We start from the raw sequence: 19350 nt of genomic DNA, 5'->3' as shown, positions 1-19350 counted from the left end.
GTTATGAAAACCCTGAAGAACTGGACGCTGAGTCAGCACGCCGATCATTTTGTCGAGCTGAAGGTCGAGAATCGCCATCTGCTGCGCCTCTATGTGCTGGAGTCGGGCCTGATGCGCGTGCTGCTGAAGCGCAACGGCGAGCTGGCGCTGAACCGCACCTGGAGCATCGCCCCTGGCGACGACGTCCCCTGGGAGGGGCGTGACCGCGAATCGCTCGACGGATTCGGGCTGCCGGCGTTTCAGCTGGAGCATGAGGCGAACCAGCTGCGCATCAGCACCGACCGGCTGCGCCTGACGGTGCATCATCCGCTTTGCCTGAGCTGGGAGCATTTTCATCAGGGGCAGTGGCAGCCGCTGGCGGCGGATCGCCATACCGGCGCCTATCTGCTGAATGCCCACGGTGACGGGGTTGAGCACTATCAGCGTCGCCAGCCACAGGATCGCGTCTACGGCCTCGGCGAGAAAACCGGCGATCTCAACCGCAGCGGCCGCCGCTTCGAGATGCGTAACCTCGACGCGATGGGCTATAACGCCGCCAGCACCGATCCGCTCTACAAGCATATTCCCTTTACCCTGACGCAGCGCGACGGCGTCAGCTTCGGCCTGTTTTACGATAACCTGAGCAGCAGCTGGCTCGATCTCGGCAACGAGCTGGACAACTACCATCTGCCGTATCGCCGCTATCGCGCCGAAGCGGGCGATCTCGACTACTACCTGATGCTGGGGCCGAAGCTGCTGGATGTCACCCAGGCGTTCGTGCGCCTTACCGGCCGCACCATTTTTCAGCCGAAGTGGAGCCTGGGCTACAGCGGCTCGACCATGCACTACACCGACGCGCCTGACGCGCAGCAGCAGCTGCAGGGCTTTATCCGCCTCTGCCGCGAGCATGAGATCCCCTGCGACTCGTTCCAGCTCTCATCGGGCTACACCTCGATCAACAACAAGCGCTATGTCTTTAACTGGAACTACGACAAGGTGCCGAACCCCAACGGCATGAGCGAGGCCTTCCACGCGGCGGGCATGAAGCTGGCGGCCAATATCAAACCCTGCCTGCTGCAGGATCATCCGCGCTATCAGGAGGTGGCGTCGCAGGGGCTGTTTATTCGTGATTCAGAGCAGGATCGCCCTGAACGCTCGGTGTTCTGGGATGATGAGGGATCGCACCTCGACTTTACCCATCCAGAAGCGGTGCGCTGGTGGCAGGAGAACGTTACCGCGCAGCTGCTGGAGAAGGGCATTGACGCCACCTGGAACGACAATAACGAATATGAGGTGTGGGACGGCGAAGCGCGCTGCCACGGTTTCGGCCAGAGCATCGCCATTAAGCATATTCGTCCGGTGATGCCGCTGCTGATGATGCGCGCCTCGCTGGAGGCGCAGCAGCGTTTCGCCCCGGAAAAGCGTCCCTATCTGATCTCCCGCTCCGGCTGCGCCGGGATGCAGCGCTATGTGCAGACCTGGAGCGGCGATAACCGCACCAGCTGGCAGACGCTGCGCTACAACATCCGCATGGGGCTGGGCATGAGCCTGTCGGGGCTGTTCAACGTCGGGCACGACGTCGGCGGCTTTTCCGGCGACAAGCCGAACGCCGAGCTGTTTGTCCGCTGGGTGCAGAACGGCGTCATGCACCCGCGCTTTACCATCCACTCCTGGAACGACGATCACACGGTCAATGAGCCCTGGATGTACCCGGAGGTGACACCGCTGATCCGCGAGGCGATCCGCCTGCGCTATCGTCTGATGCCCTATCTCTACACGCTGCTGTGGCAGGCGAGCGCGCAGGATGAGCCGATGCTGCGTCCCACTTTCCTCGATCACGAAGAGGACAGCGAGACCTGGCGGGAAAACGACGACTTCCTGCTGGGACGCGATCTGCTGGTGGCCAGCGTGGTGGAGGAGGGCAGCCGCGAGCGCGCCGTCTATCTGCCGCGCAACGCCCACGGCTGGTATGACTGGCACAGCGGTAAGTGGCTGGCGGGCGGCCAGACCGTTACGCTGGATGCGCCGCTCGATCGTCTGCCGCTGCTGGCGCGCGCCGGCAGCGCTATTCCGCTGGGGCGCTGTGAAACCACAACCGATGCGCGACTCGACACCGTGCGTGAGCTGCAGCTGTGGCCTGCGCCAGGCGAGGCGCGCACCGAGGGCGAGTTTTTCGACGACGATGGTGAAAGCCACGGCTGGCGGCAGGGCAATGCGCTGTGGATCGGCTGGACGCTGCGCAGCAGCAGCGATCGTCTTGAGCTGACGCTGGAGAAGCGCGGTGATTATCAGCCGGCCTGGCGTGAGATTGAGGTATTGCTGCCCGCAGGCGAGCGGCGCGAGCTGTGGATTAACGGCGAGAAGGGCGCGCGGTTTAGCTTGTAGGCTGTAACAGCGGTGGGGCGATCATGACAAGCCGCACTGCATATAAAGCGCGGGCAGGATGGTGCGAAGAGCAAAGCGCCCCGCGCCACGGACAAAAACGGCGGGAGCGTTTTTGAACAACGCCGTGCGTTGGCCCGTTGACGGGCGCACCTCAAGGATGAGGTGCGTAACCGCGCGGGACGAGCGAGCATGGATGCCTTGAGCGACTTTTCGCTCGGGCCATCCCGCCCGCGCAGGCGCCTCAGCCATTAGCGCCGTGGCTTTCCCCATTCATACGCGCCAGGTCTTTGTCGATCAGGAACAGGCCTTCGCCTTTGCTGCCCACCAGCGCCAGCTTATCCAGCACGGTTTTAAACAGCTTCTCTTCTTCATGCTGCTCGGCCACGTACCACTGCAGGAAGTTAAAGGTGGAGTAGTCGAGGGAGGTGATGGCCGCATGCGCCAGCTCGTTGATTTTGCGCGTGATCAGCTTCTCGTGCTCCAGCGCCTGCTCCAGCAGCTCCGGCAGGGAGTTAAAGGCGACCGGCGGCGCGGCGATAGAGCCCAGCACCGGCATCGCGCCGGTATCGCTCAGGTAGTCGAACAGGCGCTGCATATGCTCCATCTCTTCGCGAGAGTGCTCTTTCAGAAACGCCGCTGCGCCTTCCAGGCCTTTATCGCTGCACCACGCGCTCATCTGTAAATAGAGATTCGCGGAGAAAAATTCGAGGTTAAGTTGATCGTTAAGACGCGCGGTCATTTCAGCAGTCAGCATGGGCGATTCCTTTATAAAGGCAAAATAAGTCAACAGGTGAGAAGTGGTGAATTATGCACCATGACGCAGTAAGAAAGATAGTTTTTTACTTAAAAATCACATTTTATCTAATTGATTTAAATAGAATTATTCAGCTTTTTGAATGCGAGCGATTATCATTACTTGACCCGTTACGCTTCGCACTACGCCGGTGCGTTGCGCCTGCGCACTGATGGTGCAGAGCGGCTTATTTCCTGTTTCACCGCAACAGAGAAAGATTATTGGCCGCCGCCCGCTGGCTGCCGGGAAATATAAAGTGATGCAGATTTAAACGATAAATTATTTAAACCCGACCGGGAGAAAAAATTTATTTTCAAAAGTGACCTTATGCGGCGGCTGGCATAAATCCTGCAACCGTAACAGTTCCATATATCGCAACCAGTAAACTATTCGCGGGAATAACTATGTCTGAGGAAAAAATAACGCTGACAGGCGAACGGGTTTCAGCCAGCAAAGGAAGTTATCTGGCGTTAATAGTGGCTATCCTCTTTTTTTCAGGATTGCTGTATCAGGTCGACGGCTTCCACTGGCTGGGCGCTTTTGACTTCACCACGCTGGGCGGCAGCTTTGGCACCATGAAGGAGCCCGCCAGCAATACCTTTCTCGGCACGGGCGGACTGAGCGCCAAAGCGGGCTTTCTCTTTGCGCTCTCGCTAACGCCCACCGTGATGCTGGCGCTGGGCGTGCTGGAAATTTTCACCCATTACGGCGCGATGCGCGCGGCGCACAAGCTGCTGACGCCGCTGCTGCAGCCGCTGATGGGGCTGCCGGGCCGCTGCGGGCTGGCGCTGATCACCGATTTGCAGAGCACCGATGCGGGCGCCGCGCTGACCAAAGAGATGTATGACCGCGGTCAGGTGACGAAAAAAGATATTGTGGTGATGAGCGCCTGGCAATATTCCGGCGCGGGATTGATCAATAACTATTTCGCTATCGGGTCGGCGCTGTTCGCCTCAATGACGCTGCCAATTATTATTCCGCTTGCTTTAATGTTCGTTCTTAAATTTGTCGGTGCGGCGCTGACGCGTTGTGTGTTAAACAGTGTTTATAAAAAGGATTTCAGCGATGGAAAATAACGGCGCGGTAAAAGCGAGCCAAAATCCCTTTGATATCTTCGTGACCGGCGCGCGCAAAGGGTTTCATATCGCCATTCATAACCTGATGCCCAACGTGGTGATGGCGTATGTACTGGCGGAAGTGCTCAACCTGCTCGGCATTATGCCGTTTCTCGGCCAGCTTTTCGCGCCGGTGATGGGGCTGTTTGGCCTGCCGGGCGAAGCGATTACCGTGCTGCTGACCGCCTGGCTCTCCTCCTCAGCCGGCACCGGCGTGGCGGTGAGCCTGCTGACAAAAGGGGTGCTGACCGGCGCGGACATTACCATTCTCGCGCCCGCCATTTTTCTGATGGGCTCCCAGCTGCAGTATATGGGGCGCCTGCTGGGGGTGGCCGACGTGCCGAAAAAATACTGGCCGCTGCTGATGCTGGTGAGCGTCATCAACGCGGCGATCGCCATGTGCGTTATGCGTCTTTTTATATAGGAGAGAAGCGATGTCCCGGGTCTTAGAGCACTATCACTATCTGCACGACATTCCAGAGCTGGGCTTTCAGGAGGTTAAAACCTCCGCCTACATCGCCGATCAGCTGGAGCGCGCCGGGCTGAAGGTCACGCGCAATATCAATCAGACCACCGGCATCGTGGCGGAGATCGACAGCGGCGTGCCTGGGCCGGTGCTGGCGCTGCGCGCCGACATGGATGCGCTCGGCCATATTATCGACGGCGTTGCCTGCGCGCGCCACACCTGCGGCCACGACGGCCACTCTTCCGTGGTGCTGACCGCCGCGCAGGAGCTGCTGGCGGAGGGCGCGGTGAAAAAAGGCCGGCTGAAGATTCTGTTCCAGCCGGCGGAAGAGCTGGGTGCCGGCGCGCTGGCGATGGTAGAGGGCGGCGCGCTGGATGATGTGGAGATGATTTTCGGCTTCCATCTGCGCCCGCTGGAAGAGTGCGTGGTGGGTCAGGCGACGCCGGCGGTGCTCTACTCCGCCTGCTCGACGCTCGAGGCCACTATCAAAGGCGCCCCCGCGCACGCTGCGCGTCCGCATCTTGGCGTCAACGCGCTGGACGCGGCGGTGCAGGCGGTCAATGCGGTCAACGCGATCCACCTCTCGCCGGGGCTTAACTGGAGCGTGAAGGCGACCCGCTTTCTCTGTGACGCTGGCGTCACCAACTCCGTGCCCGACGAGGCGCGCGTGGTCTGGGATCTGCGCTCGCAGGAGAATGAGCCGATGACGGCGCTGAAAGAGAAGGTGACGCAGGCGATTCAGCACAGCGTTGCCGCGCTGGGCGCGACGGCGCAGGTGGTGGTGCTGAAAGAGATGCCGGCTGCGGAGATTGATGATGAAGCGACGGCGGTGATCCGTGAGGCGATCGTCGAGGTGCTGGGCGCAGAGGGATTGCTCGATGCGAAAACCACGCCGGGCAGCGAAGACTTTTTCTATTATCCGGTGAAGCGCCCGCAGGTGAAGGCGGGGTTCTGGGGGCTGGGCACCAACCTGACGCCGGGCCTGCACCATCCCGAGATGCGCTTCGATCTCGACGCGCTGGAAATCGGCGTGGATATCTTTAAATCCTGCGTAAAAAGAGTCCTGGGGTAAATAAGCGGCTGCCCGCGCGCACAGGTGCGGGCAGCGCTGAAATTTTCCCTGCCCTGTTCGCCGCCGCGCGCAAAATATTGTATGCTATGCCGCCTTAACGAAGACCAGGTAACCGGGATCGCCGCCAATGTAGAACGCGCTAACCACCGCCTTCTGACGCTAATGCGTCCGCCTGGCACCGTTTACCTGCCGGATTTCCGGCCATCATGATTACTCTGCAGCGTCCTCTCATGTGACGTTGCCTCGATGAGAAGAATTCACTCATGTCTAATTTCATGCAAGAGGTGGCGCGCCGCCGCACCTTTGCGATCATTTCGCACCCCGATGCCGGTAAAACCACCATCACTGAAAAAGTGCTGCTGTTCGGACAGGCTATCCAGACCGCCGGTACGGTAAAAGGGCGCGGCTCCAGCCAGCACGCCAAATCGGACTGGATGGAGATGGAGAAGCAGCGCGGCATCTCTATTACCACCTCCGTGATGCAGTTTCCCTACCGCGACAGCCTGGTCAACCTGCTCGACACCCCGGGGCACGAAGACTTCTCGGAAGATACCTACCGTACCCTGACGGCGGTGGACTGCTGCCTGATGGTGATCGACGCGGCTAAAGGCGTTGAGGATCGTACCCGTAAGCTGATGGAAGTTACCCGTCTGCGTGATACGCCTATCCTGACCTTTATGAACAAGCTCGACCGCGACATCCGCGATCCGATGGAGCTGCTGGATGAAGTGGAGAGCGAGCTGAAAATCGCCTGCGCGCCCATTACCTGGCCTATCGGCTGCGGCAAGCTGTTTAAAGGGGTTTACCACCTCTATAACGACGAAACCTATCTCTACCAGACGGGCAAGGGCCACACCATTCAGGAAGTGCGCATCGTCAAAGGGCTGGATAACCCGGAGCTGGACAGCGCGGTCGGCGAAGAGCTGGCGGCGCAGCTGCGTGAAGAGCTGGAGCTGGTGAAAGGCGCATCGCACGAATTCGATCGCGAGCTGTTCCTGAGCGGCGAGATCACGCCGGTCTTTTTCGGCACCGCGCTGGGTAACTTCGGCGTCGACCATATGCTCGACGGCCTGGTCTCCTGGGCACCTGCGCCGATGCCGCGCGCGACCGACGTGCGTACCGTTACCGCGCAGGAAGAGAAGTTCACCGGCTTCGTGTTCAAGATTCAGGCGAATATGGACCCGAAACACCGCGACCGCGTCGCCTTTATGCGCGTCGTTTCCGGTAAATATGAGAAGGGCATGAAGCTGCGTCAGGTGCGCACCGGCAAAGATGTGGTGATCTCCGACGCGCTGACCTTTATGGCGGGCGACCGTTCGCACGTGGAAGAGGCCTGGCCGGGCGACATTATCGGCCTGCACAACCACGGCACCATTCAGATCGGCGACACCTTTACCCAGGGTGAAAACATGAAGTTCACCGGTATTCCGAACTTCGCCCCGGAGCTGTTCCGCCGCATCCGCCTGCGCGATCCGCTGAAGCAGAAACAGCTGCTGAAAGGGCTGGTGCAGCTGTCGGAAGAGGGCGCGGTACAGGTGTTCCGTCCGGTACACAACAACGACCTGATCGTAGGGGCGGTTGGTGTGCTGCAGTTCGACGTCGTTGTGGCGCGTCTGAAAAGCGAATACAACGTTGAAGCGATCTACGAGGCGATCAACGTCTCGACGGCGCGCTGGGTCGAGTGCAGCGATGCGAAGAAATTCGAAGAGTTCCAGCGTAAAAACGAGGTTAACCTCGCGCTGGACGGCGGCGATAACCTGACCTATATCGCCCCGACCATGGTGAACCTGAACATCACACAGGAGCGCTATCCTGAGGTGATCTTCCGCAAAACCCGCGAGCATTAATTCGCGCCGCAACAGGGCCAGTCAGCTTTGGCTGGCCCTGTTCTCTCTCTCCAGACTCCTCCTAAAAACTCTGTTTTTTCGCTTAACTGGCGTGCTATCAACCAGTTATTCAGGCAAAACGCCAGACACCTACTATGATTATTCTGTCGGACGGGAAAAGAGACGTTGCTTCTCCTTTACGTCCAGCGATGCAGCAGCACCGATTGCTGCTGTTGCGCCCACGGCTGTGGGTGAGCTCACTGACAGAAGGAAGATATCGATGAATAAGACTAAGATTGCCCAAACGCTGATGGCGGTAATGGTTGGTTCCGCCCTGTTAAGCGGCAGCGCTATGGCTGACGATTCGCTGACGCAAAAAGCGCAGCAAAGCGCGGATAACGCCGGTGCGAAAATCAATAGTTCTATGAAAAAAGTCGATGGGTTTATGGACGACAGCGCCGTCACCGCAAAAGCGAAAGCTGCTCTGGTGGATGACGAAGCAATAAAAAGTACGGATATCTCCGTGAAAACCCACGACGGCGTAGTGACCCTGAGCGGTTTTGTTACCTCGCAGGATCAGGCTGAAAAAGCGGTCGCCGTGGTGAAAAACGTAGAGGGTGTTAAATCCGTCAGCGACAAACTGCACGTTAAAGACAGCAAAACACAAAGCATGAAGGGATATGCCGGTGATGCGGCAACGACAAGTGAAATTAAAGCTAAACTATTAGCAGATGACATCGTTCCGTCGCGTCACGTCAAGGTGGAAACCACTGACGGCGTGGTTCAGCTTTCAGGAACCGTCGCAACCAAAGCGCAGTCGGATCGCGCTGAAAGTATCGCGAAAGCGATTGAAGGTGTTAAAAGCGTTAAGAATGACCTGACTGTGAAGTCTTAACGTCGTGAGCGCGGCGTCCGCGTGGCGCCGCACTGACAAAACAAAACCCAAACTGGGAAGAAACGAGCAGTTCGATTTCACTATGGTAAGGAGAGGCTTATGTTTCGTTGGGGTATTATTTTTCTGGTAATTGCACTGATCGCGGCGGCGTTAGGATTTGGCGGCCTGGCCGGTACGGCAGCATGGGCGGCTAAAGTTGTCTTCGTCGTTGGTATTATCCTGTTCCTCGTGAGCCTGTTTACCGGCCGCAAACGACTCTGACCGGCTGGGTCATTCTGATTTTTGCTACGAGCATGCATAAAGCGGAGACCAGCCAGCCGTCGCGCTGCGTTAAGGATAATGCATCAGGCGCGACAGCCGCCGCCAGGCCATCTGGTGGCAGGTCAGGAGAAAAACATGGCTGGTTCTCCGGGATGCTGTCAACTTCAAGCGGATAAACGCAGCGGCAAACCTCAGAACCCTTTCTGAGGAGCAGAAGTGGGTATCCGGATCCCTGTAACGCTGGGCGCGATTGAGCCATTAGCCTTGTCCCCGTTTAAAGTGCAAAAAATCGCCCTGGTGTGCGAAGGCGGTGGTCAGCGCGGCATTTTTACCGCAGGCGTGCTGGATGAGTTCCAGCGGGCCAGATTCAACCCCTTTCAGCTTTTTATCGGCACCTCAGCGGGCGCGCAGAATCTCTCCGCCTTTGTCTGCGGGCAGCAGGGCTACGCGCGGCGCGTGATCACCCGCTACACCACCAGCAAGCTCTTTTTCGATCCGCTGCGTTCCGTGCGCGGCGGCAACTTAATCGATCTCGACTGGCTGATAGAGGTGACCCAGCGCGAACTGCCGCTGGCGCTGGATAGCGCTAAGCTGCTGTTTGACAGCGGGCGCGAGTTCTATATGTGCGCCTGCCGCAGCGACGACTACTCTCCCGGCTACTTTGCGCCGACCCACGCCAACTGGCACGATCTGATTAAGGCGTCGAGCGCCATTCCCGGCTTTTACCGGCTCGGCGTCGATCTGGAAGGCATCAGCTATCTCGACGGCGGCATCAGCGATGCCATTCCGGTGCGCGAAGCGGCGCGTCGCGGCGCCGACACCATCGTGGTGATCCGCACCGTGCCGTCGCAGATGTTCTATACGCCAAAATGGATGAAGCGCATGGAGCGCTGGCTTAACGCCAGCGCGCTGCAGCCGATGATTAATATCCTGCATCACCATGAAGCGAGCTATCGCGAGATTCAGCAGTTTATCGAGCAGCCGCCCGGCGACCTGCGCATTATCGAAATCTATCCGCCGCATGTGCTGGCGAGCATGGCGCTGGGCAGTCGCGTCGCGTCGTTAAATCAGGATTATCATCTGGGACGGCGCTGCGGCCGCTACTTCCTCGCTACGCTGGGGCAGTGGCTCAGCGACGCCGAGCCGTTCGGGCGCTATACCACCGTTACGCCGCCCGCGCCTGTGGCCAACGCGCCTGACAACCGGCCGATTATGACGCCGCCGGTGGCGGGCAACGACGCAGACTATGATGAAGGTTCGCTGGCATGAGATTTACCGATACCCACTGCCACTTTGATTTTCCTCCCTTCGCTGGCGATGAGCGCGCCAGCATCGCGCGCGCCGCCGAAGCGGGCGTGGAGCGCATTATCGTCCCGGCGGTGGAGGCCAGCCGCTTTGCGCGCATCGTCTCGCTGGCGGCGCAGCATCCCGCTCTCTACGCCGCGCTCGGCCTGCACCCCATCGCCATCGACCGCCACGAGGAGGCGCATCTCGAGCAGCTGGAGCACTGGCTGCGGCAGCAGCCGGCGAAGCTGACGGCAATAGGGGAGATTGGCCTCGACCTCTATATGGATAATCCGCAGTTTGCGCGCCAGGAATTTTTGCTCGACGCGCAGCTGCGGCTGGCGAAGCGGTATGATTTACCGGTGATCATGCATTCGCGCCGCACCCACGACAAGCTGGCGCTGCATCTGCGCCGTCACGATCTGCCGCGGCGCGGCGTGGTGCACGGCTTCGCCGGCAGCCTGCAGCAGGCGCAGGCCTTTATCAAACTTGGCTACGCCATCGGCGTCGGCGGCACCCTGACCTATGAACGCGCCAGCAAAACCCGCAACACCCTGGCGCAGCTGCCGCTCGATGCGCTGCTGCTGGAGACCGACGCGCCCGATATGCCGCTGCACGGCTTTCAGGGCGAGCCGAACCGGCCGGAGCGCGCGCGTCTGGTATGGCAAACCCTGTGCGAGCTGCGCCCAGAGCCGCCGCAGGCGATCGCCGAGGCGCTGTGGCGCAATACCTGCGCGCTGTTCAGTCTGCCTGAGTAATCTCTCCTGATGTGATAATAGTAACATCCCGCTTCTCTGCGTTATAATAAAGCTATTGCCATTCCCTCGTGATAGCGGTGTGATGAATTACACATTATCAGCCGCTGCTCATTGTTAGAATTATCACATTAAGCCGGCGCTTCCGCGTCCGTTTGTTATCTGGAGAACACCATGACTGACATTACCGCCGCTGCGCAGCGCGCGCTGCAACTGATGGACCTGACCACCCTGAACGAAGACGATACCGATGAGAAAGTGATCGCCCTGTGCCGCCAGGCGAAATCGCTGGCGGGCAACACCGCTGCGATCTGCATCTATCCGCGCTTTATTCCGGTGGCGCGCAAAGCGCTGCGCGAGCAGGGCACGCCCGACATCCGCATCGCGACCGTTACGAACTTCCCGCACGGCAACGACGATATCGATATCGCGCTGGCGGAAACCCGCGCTGCCATCGCCTATGGCGCGGACGAGGTCGACGTGGTCTTCCCTTACCGCGCGCTGATCGCCGGCAACGCGCAGATCGGTTTCGATCTGGTGAAGGCCTGCAAAACGGCGTGTGCGGAGTCTGACGTGCTGCTGAAGGTGATCATCGAAAGCGGCGAGCTGAAAGAGGAAGCGCTGATCCGTCAGGCCTCGGAGATCGCTATCGACGCCGGCGCGGACTTTATCAAAACCTCCACCGGCAAGGTGCCGGTCAACGCCACGCCGGAAGTGGCGCAGATTATGATGAGCGTTATCCGCGACAAAGGCGTTAAAGATAAGGTGGGCTTTAAGCCTGCGGGCGGCGTGCGCACGGCGGATGACGCAGCGATCTATCTCAAGCTGGCGGACGATATCCTTGGCGAGGGCTGGGCCGACGCGCGCCACTTCCGCTTCGGCGCTTCCAGCCTGTTAGCCAGCCTGCTGAACGCGCTGGGCCATCAGACCGCCACCAGCAAAACCGGCTACTGATTGCGTGACGGCGGCCGCTGGCCGCCATTCTCATCTCAACCCTGATCATGGGGGCGACTTTGTTTCTGCCGCAAGAAATTATCCGTAAAAAACGCGATGGCCAGGCGCTGAGCGAAGAGGAGATCCGCTTCTTCATCAACGGGGTACGCGATAACAGCGTTTCCGAAGGCCAGATCGCCGCGCTGGCGATGACGATCTTCTTTCACGATATGTCGCTGCCGGAGCGGGTGGCGCTCACCATGGCGATGCGCGACTCCGGCACGGTACTGAACTGGCAGTCGCTGAATCTCAACGGGCCGGTGGTCGATAAGCACTCCACCGGCGGCGTCGGCGACGTCACCTCGCTGATGCTGGGGCCGATGGTGGCCGCCTGCGGCGGCTATGTACCGATGATCTCCGGGCGCGGCCTCGGCCATACCGGTGGCACCCTGGACAAGCTGGAGGCGATTCCGGGCTTCGATATTTTCCCGGACGACGATCGTTTCCGTCAGATTATTAAACAGGTCGGCGTAGCGATCATCGGCCAGACCCGCTCCCTCGCGCCGGCGGATAAACGTTTCTACGCCACGCGCGATATCACCGCCACCGTGGACTCTGTGCCGCTTATTACCGCTTCGATTCTGGCGAAAAAGCTGGCGGAAGGGCTGGACGCGCTGGTGATGGACGTCAAAGTTGGCTCCGGCGCCTTTATGCCGACCTTCGAGGCGTCGCTCGATCTGGCACAGGCGATTGTTGGCGTGGCAAACGGCGCGGGCTGCACCACCACCGCGCTGCTCACCGATATGAACCAGGTGCTCGCCTCGAGCGCGGGCAACGCGCTGGAAGTGCGCGAAGCGGTGCGCTTCCTGACCGGTGCGCAGCGCAACCCGCGCCTGCTGGAGGTCACGCTGGCGCTGTGCAGCGAGATGCTGATTTCCGGCAAGCTGGCGGCCAGCGAAGAGGAGGCGCGCAGCAAGCTGCAGCAGGTGCTGGATAACGGTCAGGCGGCCGAGGTGTTCGCGCGTATGGTCGCCGCGCAGGGTGGCCCCGCTGATTTCGTTGAGCGCCACGAGGCCTATCTGCCGCAGCCGACGCTCAGCAAGCCGGTCTACGCCGATCGTCCCGGCATCGTCAGCAGCATGGACACGCGCGCGCTGGGGATGGCGGTGGTGGCGCTGGGCGGCGGACGCCAGCGCGCCAGCGACGCTATCGACTACAGCGTCGGACTGAGCGAGACGATCGCGCTGGGCGAGCGCGCCGATTCGCAGCGCCCGCTGGCGATAGTACACGCCAGCAGCGAGGCGAGCTGGCAGCAGGCCGCGGCCGCGGTTCGCGCCGCGGTTACCCTGAGCGACAGCGCGCCGGCGGCACTGCCGGCGATCTACCGCCGGGTGCGCGCCGGCGATGGCTCAGCATAAAAGGGCTGACGGCGGCCGGGCTGGCCGCTGTCGTCCGCGACGCCGTCGCAAAAAAGCCGTAAAAATGCGGCCTTATGCTGCCGCTACGCAGCCATTCGGGTATACTGATCTGATCGCTTTTTTTTGACTTGTCACGCGCGCAGGCGCAGGAGACTTGCATGAAACGTGCTTTTATTATGGTGCTCGATTCCTTTGGAATCGGCTCAAGCAAAGACGCCGACAAATTCGGCGACGCAGGATCGGACACGCTGGGTCATATCGCTGAGGCGTGCTTTAACGGCGAAGCGGATCAGGGGCGCAAAGGCCCGCTGCATCTGCCCAATCTGACCGCGCTCGGCCTGGGCAAAGCGGCGGAGCTCTCTACCGGCCGCTTCCCGCTGGGCCTCGATCCCGATGCGGAAATTACCGGCGCTTACGCCTACGCCAGCGAAATCTCCTCTGGTAAGGATACGCCGTCCGGCCACTGGGAGATCGCCGGCGTGCCGGTGCTGTTCGACTGGGGCTACTTTAGCGACAAAGAGAACAGCTTCCCGCAGGCGCTGCTCGACAGGCTGGTGGAGCGCGCGAAGCTGCCGGGCTATCTCGGCAACTGCCACTCTTCCGGCACGGTGATCCTCGACCAGCTGGGCGAAGAGCATATGAAAACCGGCAAGCCGATTTTCTACACCTCGGCGGACTCGGTGTTCCAGATCGCCTGTCACGAAGAGACCTTCGGCCTCGATCGCCTTTATGAGCTGTGCGAAATTGCGCGTGAAGAGCTGACCGAGGGGGGCTACAACATCGGCCGCGTTATCGCGCGTCCGTTTGTCGGCGACAAAGCGGGTCATTTTGAGCGCACCGGCAACCGTCACGACCTGGCGGTGGAACCGCCTTCGCCGACCATGCTGAAAAAGCTGGTGGACGAAAAGGGCGGCGAAGTGATTTCGGTGGGTAAAATCGCTGATATCTACGCGCAGCAGGGCATTACGCAGAAAGTGAAGGCGACCGGCCTGGACGCGCTGTTCGACGCCACCATCGAGCAGATGAAAAAGGCACCCGACCAGTCGATCGTCTTTACCAACTTCGTCGATTTCGACTCGACCTGGGGACACCGTCGCGACGTCGCCGGCTACGCGGGCGGGCTGGAGCTGTTCGATCGTCGTTTGCCGGAGCTGATGGCGCTGGTAAAAGAGGATGACATTCTGATCCTCACCGCCGATCACGGCTGCGATCCCACCTGGCCGGGCACCGAGCACACGCGCGAGCATATTCCGATTCTGATCTACGGCCCGAAAGTGAAACCGGGCTCGCTGGGCTATCGCGAAACCTTCGCGGATATCGGTCAGACAATCGCACACTATTTTGGCCTGTCCGATATGGACTACGGCAAGAGCATGCTGTAAACAGAGCCGCTGAATTTAAAAAGGACAAACAACAATGGCAACTCCTCACATTAATGCAGAAATGGGCGACTTCGCCGACGTGGTACTGATGCCGGGCGATCCGCTGCGTGCGAAGCACATCGCGGAAACCTTTCTGGAAAACCCGGTTGAAGTGAACAACGTGCGCGGCATGCTGGGCTATACCGGCACCTACAAAGGCCGCAAAATCTCCGTGATGGGCCACGGCATGGGCATTCCGTCCTGCTCGATCTACACCAAAGAGCTGATCACCGACTTTGGCGTGAAAAAGATCATCCGCGTCGGCTCCTGCGGCGCGGTGCGCGCCGACGTGAAGCTGCGCGATATCGTTATCGGCATGGGCGCCTGCACCGACTCTAAAGTCAACCGCATGCGCTTTAAGGATCACGACTTCGCGGCGATTGCCGACTTTGACATGGTGCGCAACGCGGTTGACGCAGCGAAAGCGCTGGGCGTGGACGCGCGCGTCGGCAACATCTTCTCTGCCGATCTCTTCTACACCCCGGATCCGCAGATGTTCGACGTGATGGAGAAGTACGGCATCCTCGGCGTGGAGATGGAAGCGGCGGGTATCTACGGCGTGGCGGCGGAGTTTGGCGCGAAAGCGCTGACCATCTGCACCGTTTCCGACCATATCCGCACCCATGAGCAGACCACCTCTGCCGAGCGTCAGACCACCTTCAACGATATGATTAAGATCGCGCTGGAGTCGGTGCTGCTGGGCGACTAAGCCTGCGCTTGCCTCTTTCCCGTCTCCTGCCTGTGGCAGGAGGCGGGGAATTTCGTAACATTCTCACCAAATGACACACTTTTCACTACTCCTGTGCAACTTCCTGCTGGCGCTCACCTGCTGCCTCCCTATCATTAGCGCGACAACAAAAAATAACCTGTCCGCCAATGCCGCCTAATGAATTTCCGTAATTTCGAAGCTGAAGAAAAGCTCTTCGCGCGCCGCGCGCTGGTCGCCTTTGCGCTGGTCGTTATCTGTTTCATCATTCTCGGCGTCAATCTCTACCGTTTGCAGGTGCGCGATCACAGCTACTATCAGACGCGATCGAACCAGAACGATATCAAAATGATCCCCATTGCGCCGACGCGCGGGCTGATTTTCGATCGCAACGGCATCCCGCTGGTGCATAACGTCACCTGGTACGACATCATGCTGACGCCCTACAAAATTGACGATATGCAGGCGACGCTGAAGGCGCTGACGCCGATTGTCGATCTGACGCCGGATGAGATCGCTACCTTTACCCGTACGCTAAAACAGAGCAGCCGCTACAAGCCGCTCGTGCTGAAAGAGGAGCTGACCGAGGAAGAGGTGGCGCGCTTCTCGGTGAACCAGTACCGCTTCACCGGCGTCAGCGTCGATACCTATCAGGATCGCGAATATCCCTACGGCGCCGACCTGGCGCACGTTGTCGGCTACGTCTCGAAAATCAACGATAGCGACGATAAGCGTCTCAGCGCCGCGGGCATCGCCGAGAACTACGCCGCCGACCACAATATCGGCAAGCAGGGTATCGAGGGCTATTACGAGTCGCTGCTGCACGGCAAGCCGGGCTATCGGGAAGTGGAGGTGGATAACCACGGCCGCATCGTGCGCGTGCTGAAAGAGGTGCCGCCGGTGGCGGGCAAAAATATTACGCTGACTCTCGATCTGCATCTGCAGCAGTATGTGGAGAGCCTGCTGGCCGGGCAGCGTGCGGCGGTGCTGGTGGAGGATCCCCACGACGGCTCGGTGCTGGCGATGGTCTCCAGCCCCAGCTACGATCCCAATCCCTTCGTAAAAGGCATCAGCTATCAGGCCTATAAAGCGCTGCTGCAGGACAAAAATCTGCCGCTGATCAACCGCGTTACCCAAGGGCTCTATCCGCCCGCGTCGACGGTGAAGCCCTATATGGCGATGTCGGCGCTGCTGACCGGCGTAATCACCCCGCAAACTCACTTCTTTGGCGCGCCGACCTGGACGCTGCCGGGCACCGACCGCCGCTATCGCGACTGGAAAAAAAGCGGTCACGGCATGCTGGACGTCACCAAAGCGATTGAGGAGTCCGCCGACACTTTCTTCTATCAGGTGGCGTTTATGATGGGCATCGACCGTATCCACAGCATGCTCAGTCAGTTCGGCTACGGAAAATCCACCGGCATCGATCTTAACGAAGAGTACAGCGGCCTGCTGCCGAGCCGCGAATGGAAGCTCAAGGTGCATAAAAAAAGCTGGTATCAGGGCGATACGGTTTCGGTGGGCATCGGGCAGGGCTACTGGATCGCCACGCCGATTCAGATGGTGAAGGCGATGGTGGCGCTGATCAATAACGGAAAAGTGATTGCGCCGCATCTGCTGGCGAAGGCCGAGCGCGGCAAAAGCGTGGAGCCTTATCAGCCGACGCTGCCGCAGCCACAGATAGGCGACGCGCGCTCGCCTTACTGGGGGCTGGTGCGTCGCGCCATGTTCGGCATGGCCAACGCGCCCAACGGCACCGGTTATAAATATTTCCACACCGCCCCTTACGGCATTGCGGCGAAAAGCGGCACCTCGCAGGTGTTTAGCCTGAAGCAGAACCAGACTTATAACGCGAAGATGATCCCGGTGCGCCTGCGCGACCATATCTTCTATACCGCGTTCGCCCCCTTTAACAATCCGAAGGTGGCGGTGGCGCTGATTCTCGAAAACGGCGGCAATGAAGGCGTCACCGCCGCGCCGGTGATGCGCCAGATCCTTGACCATATCTTCCTGCCGCCGCCGACGTCGGCACCGATCGAGACCGCGCAGCAGCCATAATGCTGCTAAAGCCGGGCGGCCCGCCCGGTTACTCCTGGCTTAAGGTCTGGGTGACCTGGCTGATGGCGCGCACCACTTCCGACGAGCTGTCGCGCAGCTCGCCGATCACGCCGCCCGCCTGCTGGGCCAGCTCCACGCCGTGATCGGCGCGCTTCATATTGGAGGCGATGCTTTTCAGCGCTTTGGAGGCGAGCTGATGATTCTGCCGCACCCGGTTTTCGATCTCGCTGGTGGCCTGATTGATATTGGCCGCCAGCGTGCGCACCTCATTGGCCACCACGGCGAAGCTGCGGCCGTGCGTGCCGGCGCGCGCCGCCTCTACCGCGGCGTTAAGCGCAATCAGGTTGGTCTGATCGGCGATGCGGCGAATGCTGGCGACAATGGCGCCGATGCGGTCGGAGGAGTCGCTGAGATCGGCGATATCGTCAGAGATGCCGTGCAGCTCGCCCGCCAGCGCATTAATGGTCTGCACGCTCTCCTCGATCACGCTGGCGCCGTGGCGGGTGCTCTCGCGGGTCTCCAGCGCGGTCTGATAAGCCTGCTGTGCGGCGTCGCGCTCCTGCTGATTTTTCTCTACCTGCGCCGTCACGTCGGTGGCGAACTTCACCACCTTATACAGCCTGCCCTCGCCATCAAACACCGGGTTATAGGTGGCGCGCAGCCAGACGGTTTGCCCCTGTTTATTGACCCGCTGGAACTGGCCGGAGATAAACTCGCCGCGGTTAAGCTTTTCCCAGAACGCTTTGTATTCGGCGCTCTGGCGCAGCGCTTCGGAACAGAAGCGGCTGTGCGGCAGGCCGATCACCTCGTCGGCGCGGTAGCCCATGGTTTTAAGAAAGTTGGCGTTTGCCTTCAGCACTTCACCTTTCAGGTTAAAGGCGATCACCGCCATCGACCGCTCAATCGCGGTGGTCATGGCGCGCTGCTCCTGGGCGTCGACAATACGCGCGGTGATATCGGTCGCCAGCTTGACGATTTTCACCACGCGGCCATGGCGATCCTGCACCGGCACATAGTTGGCTTCCAGCCAGACCGGACGGCTGTGCTTCGCCAGGCGCAGAAATTTGTCGCTAAAGCTTTCGCCGCGCTTCAGGCGCAGCCAGAAGTCGCGATATTGTGACGACTGCGCATAGTCGGCGGTGCAAAACAGCCGGTGATGCTGGCCGACAATGTCGCTGAGCGTATAGCCCATACGCTCGAGAAACAGTGGGTTAGCGTTAAGAATGATGCCATCGGGCGTAAACTCGATCATCGCGATAGCGTCGTTGAGGGAGCTGAGCGTTGCCGCAGGGCGTGTCTGTTTTTGCCACGCAAGGCGTGACAGCAGGCCTGATGAAATAGTGGAAAACATGGTGCACCTTATTATGGGTATGTAGTGTCACTATCGTTATCGGTCAGGGCGGCGAAAAAGTAAGCGCGAAGCGACGCGACTGCGGTTTTTTTTACCAGCCGGTCTGTTTATTGCTATAAAACGCAGCAGTCAGCGGCAATTTGATGAAAAGCGTTTGACGCTGTGAGGCCATTAAGGTTTAATGCGCCCCGTTGCCCGAATAGCTCAGTCGGTAGAGCAGGGGATTGAAAATCCCCGTGTCCCTGGTTCGATTCCGGGTTCGGGCACCACTAATTAGAGAACCCAGCCTTATGGCTGGGTTTTTGCTTTTGTGCGGAACCCGTTTATCGAACCGGTTCGATGACCTCGCCGCGTCCAGCGGCTCGCCCTGCGGGTTTGCCGCGCAGGCGCGACAAAGCAAAAATGCTCCCGGCATTTTTGTCCGGGTTCGGGCACCACTAATTAGAGAACCCAGCCTTATGGCTGGGTTTTTGCTTTTGTGCGGAACCCGTTTATCGAACCGGTTCGATGCCCTCGCCGCGTCCAGCGGCTCGCCCTGCGGGTTTGCCGCGCAGGCGCGACAAAGCAAAAATGCTCCCGGCATTTTTGTCCGGGTTCGGGCACCACTAATTAGAGAACCCAGCCTTATGGCT

General features: G+C 59.9%; 16 protein-coding genes and 1 tRNA gene. 15 read left to right on the top strand and 2 right to left on the bottom strand.

Translation table 11 applies throughout. From position 1 onward, the window contains the following. The first annotated feature begins 3 nt into the window (after positions 1 to 3). The gene (locus MHZ97_RS18490; RefSeq protein ID WP_239315373.1) at positions 4 to 2364 is read left to right on the top strand and encodes a TIM-barrel domain-containing protein; all 2361 of its coding nucleotides are present in this window, start codon (positions 4 to 6) and stop codon (positions 2362 to 2364) included. A 241-nt stretch (positions 2365 to 2605) separates the two neighbouring features. Here MHZ97_RS18490 and ftnA read toward each other — a convergent pair whose 3' ends face one another. Then, the gene (gene ftnA, locus MHZ97_RS18485) at positions 2606 to 3118 is read right to left on the bottom strand and encodes a non-heme ferritin (RefSeq protein ID WP_103794681.1); all 513 of its coding nucleotides are present in this window, start codon (positions 3116 to 3118) and stop codon (positions 2606 to 2608) included. Between the two features lie 443 nt (positions 3119 to 3561). Here ftnA and MHZ97_RS18480 point away from each other — a divergent pair, with 443 nt between their 5' ends. The 13 genes from MHZ97_RS18480 (at position 3562) to mrdA (ending at position 17367) form a co-directional block, all read left to right on the top strand. Then, positions 3562 to 4233, top strand: coding sequence for a nucleoside recognition domain-containing protein (locus MHZ97_RS18480; protein WP_239315374.1), 672 nt, complete (start codon positions 3562 to 3564; stop codon positions 4231 to 4233). Continuing rightward, a complete protein-coding gene (locus MHZ97_RS18475; RefSeq protein WP_103794683.1) occupies positions 4223 to 4696 on the top strand; it encodes a YjiG family protein in 474 nt (157 codons plus the stop codon). The genes MHZ97_RS18480 and MHZ97_RS18475 overlap by 11 nt, the downstream gene beginning before the upstream one ends. A gap of 10 nt (positions 4697 to 4706) precedes the next feature. Then, the gene (locus MHZ97_RS18470; RefSeq protein WP_103794684.1) at positions 4707 to 5810 is read left to right on the top strand and encodes a M20 peptidase aminoacylase family protein; all 1104 of its coding nucleotides are present in this window, start codon (positions 4707 to 4709) and stop codon (positions 5808 to 5810) included. A 263-nt stretch (positions 5811 to 6073) separates the two neighbouring features. Beyond that, positions 6074 to 7657, top strand: a complete 1584-nt coding sequence (gene prfC / locus MHZ97_RS18465) for a peptide chain release factor 3 (protein ID WP_103794685.1) — start codon at positions 6074 to 6076, stop codon at positions 7655 to 7657. Positions 7658 to 7916: 259 nt separating this feature from the next. Beyond that, positions 7917 to 8531, top strand: coding sequence for a molecular chaperone OsmY (gene osmY, locus MHZ97_RS18460; protein WP_103794686.1), 615 nt, complete (start codon positions 7917 to 7919; stop codon positions 8529 to 8531). A 99-nt stretch (positions 8532 to 8630) separates the two neighbouring features. Beyond that, positions 8631 to 8792, top strand: coding sequence for a DUF1328 domain-containing protein (locus MHZ97_RS18455; protein WP_009634777.1), 162 nt, complete (start codon positions 8631 to 8633; stop codon positions 8790 to 8792). A 216-nt stretch (positions 8793 to 9008) separates the two neighbouring features. Then, positions 9009 to 10061 (top strand): patatin family protein, encoded by a 1053-nt coding sequence (locus MHZ97_RS18450; RefSeq protein WP_239315375.1) that lies wholly within the window; start codon positions 9009 to 9011, stop codon positions 10059 to 10061. Beyond that, complete coding sequence (locus MHZ97_RS18445; RefSeq protein WP_239315376.1) at positions 10058 to 10834, top strand: TatD family hydrolase; 777 nt, start codon at positions 10058 to 10060, stop codon at positions 10832 to 10834. Before MHZ97_RS18450 ends, MHZ97_RS18445 begins: the two co-directional genes overlap by 4 nt. Before the next feature lie 171 nt (positions 10835 to 11005). Beyond that, positions 11006 to 11785, top strand: a complete 780-nt coding sequence (gene deoC, locus MHZ97_RS18440; protein ID WP_239315377.1) for a deoxyribose-phosphate aldolase — start codon at positions 11006 to 11008, stop codon at positions 11783 to 11785. A gap of 59 nt (positions 11786 to 11844) precedes the next feature. Continuing rightward, positions 11845 to 13182 (top strand): thymidine phosphorylase, encoded by a 1338-nt coding sequence (deoA, locus tag MHZ97_RS18435; RefSeq protein ID WP_239315378.1) that lies wholly within the window; start codon positions 11845 to 11847, stop codon positions 13180 to 13182. Between the two features lie 158 nt (positions 13183 to 13340). Further along, positions 13341 to 14564: a phosphopentomutase gene (gene deoB / locus MHZ97_RS18430; protein WP_103794691.1), complete on the top strand. Its 1224-nt coding sequence runs from the start codon at positions 13341 to 13343 to the stop codon at positions 14562 to 14564. 34 nt (positions 14565 to 14598) lie between these two features. Continuing rightward, positions 14599 to 15312, top strand: coding sequence for a purine-nucleoside phosphorylase (gene deoD, locus MHZ97_RS18425; protein WP_033752378.1), 714 nt, complete (start codon positions 14599 to 14601; stop codon positions 15310 to 15312). Positions 15313 to 15489: 177 nt separating this feature from the next. After that, the gene (gene mrdA / locus MHZ97_RS18420; protein ID WP_103794692.1) at positions 15490 to 17367 is read left to right on the top strand and encodes a penicillin-binding protein 2; all 1878 of its coding nucleotides are present in this window, start codon (positions 15490 to 15492) and stop codon (positions 17365 to 17367) included. A 28-nt stretch (positions 17368 to 17395) separates the two neighbouring features. On the opposite strand, the gene MHZ97_RS18415 is transcribed toward mrdA, so the two are convergent. Then, positions 17396 to 18718 carry a PAS domain-containing methyl-accepting chemotaxis protein gene (locus MHZ97_RS18415; RefSeq protein ID WP_239315379.1) on the bottom strand — a complete coding sequence of 441 codons (1323 nt, stop codon included), beginning with the start codon at positions 18716 to 18718 and terminating at the stop codon, positions 17396 to 17398. A gap of 193 nt (positions 18719 to 18911) precedes the next feature. Between MHZ97_RS18415 and MHZ97_RS18410 the strand changes: the two genes are divergently transcribed. Continuing rightward, a tRNA-Phe gene (locus tag MHZ97_RS18410) sits at positions 18912 to 18987 on the top strand. Positions 18988 to 19350: the final 363 nt, after the last annotated feature.

Source organism: Pantoea sp. ACRSC (assembly GCF_022346785.1).
In the GTDB taxonomy this organism is placed as follows: Bacteria; Pseudomonadota; Gammaproteobacteria; order Enterobacterales; family Enterobacteriaceae; genus Pantoea; species Pantoea alvi.
Note: the sequence above shows the minus strand (reverse complement) of the source record. Positions and strands in the feature narration are given on the sequence as shown.

What these genes read in the sequence shown, in the direction of transcription:
- MHZ97_RS18490 (WP_239315373.1), top strand. Translation starts at nt 4, where the DNA reads ATGAAAACCCTGAAGAACTGGACGCTGAGTCAGCACGCCGATCATTTT.
- ftnA (WP_103794681.1), bottom strand. Translation starts at nt 3,118, where the DNA reads ATGCTGACTGCTGAAATGACCGCGCGTCTTAACGATCAACTTAACCTC.
- MHZ97_RS18480 (WP_239315374.1), top strand. Translation starts at nt 3,562, where the DNA reads ATGTCTGAGGAAAAAATAACGCTGACAGGCGAACGGGTTTCAGCCAGC.
- MHZ97_RS18475 (WP_103794683.1), top strand. Translation starts at nt 4,223, where the DNA reads ATGGAAAATAACGGCGCGGTAAAAGCGAGCCAAAATCCCTTTGATATC.
- MHZ97_RS18470 (WP_103794684.1), top strand. Translation starts at nt 4,707, where the DNA reads ATGTCCCGGGTCTTAGAGCACTATCACTATCTGCACGACATTCCAGAG.
- prfC (WP_103794685.1), top strand. Translation starts at nt 6,074, where the DNA reads ATGTCTAATTTCATGCAAGAGGTGGCGCGCCGCCGCACCTTTGCGATC.
- osmY (WP_103794686.1), top strand. Translation starts at nt 7,917, where the DNA reads ATGAATAAGACTAAGATTGCCCAAACGCTGATGGCGGTAATGGTTGGT.
- MHZ97_RS18455 (WP_009634777.1), top strand. Translation starts at nt 8,631, where the DNA reads ATGTTTCGTTGGGGTATTATTTTTCTGGTAATTGCACTGATCGCGGCG.
- MHZ97_RS18445 (WP_239315376.1), top strand. Translation starts at nt 10,058, where the DNA reads ATGAGATTTACCGATACCCACTGCCACTTTGATTTTCCTCCCTTCGCT.
- deoC (WP_239315377.1), top strand. Translation starts at nt 11,006, where the DNA reads ATGACTGACATTACCGCCGCTGCGCAGCGCGCGCTGCAACTGATGGAC.
- deoB (WP_103794691.1), top strand. Translation starts at nt 13,341, where the DNA reads ATGAAACGTGCTTTTATTATGGTGCTCGATTCCTTTGGAATCGGCTCA.
- deoD (WP_033752378.1), top strand. Translation starts at nt 14,599, where the DNA reads ATGGCAACTCCTCACATTAATGCAGAAATGGGCGACTTCGCCGACGTG.
- mrdA (WP_103794692.1), top strand. Translation starts at nt 15,490, where the DNA reads ATGAATTTCCGTAATTTCGAAGCTGAAGAAAAGCTCTTCGCGCGCCGC.
- MHZ97_RS18415 (WP_239315379.1), bottom strand. Translation starts at nt 18,718, where the DNA reads ATGTTTTCCACTATTTCATCAGGCCTGCTGTCACGCCTTGCGTGGCAA.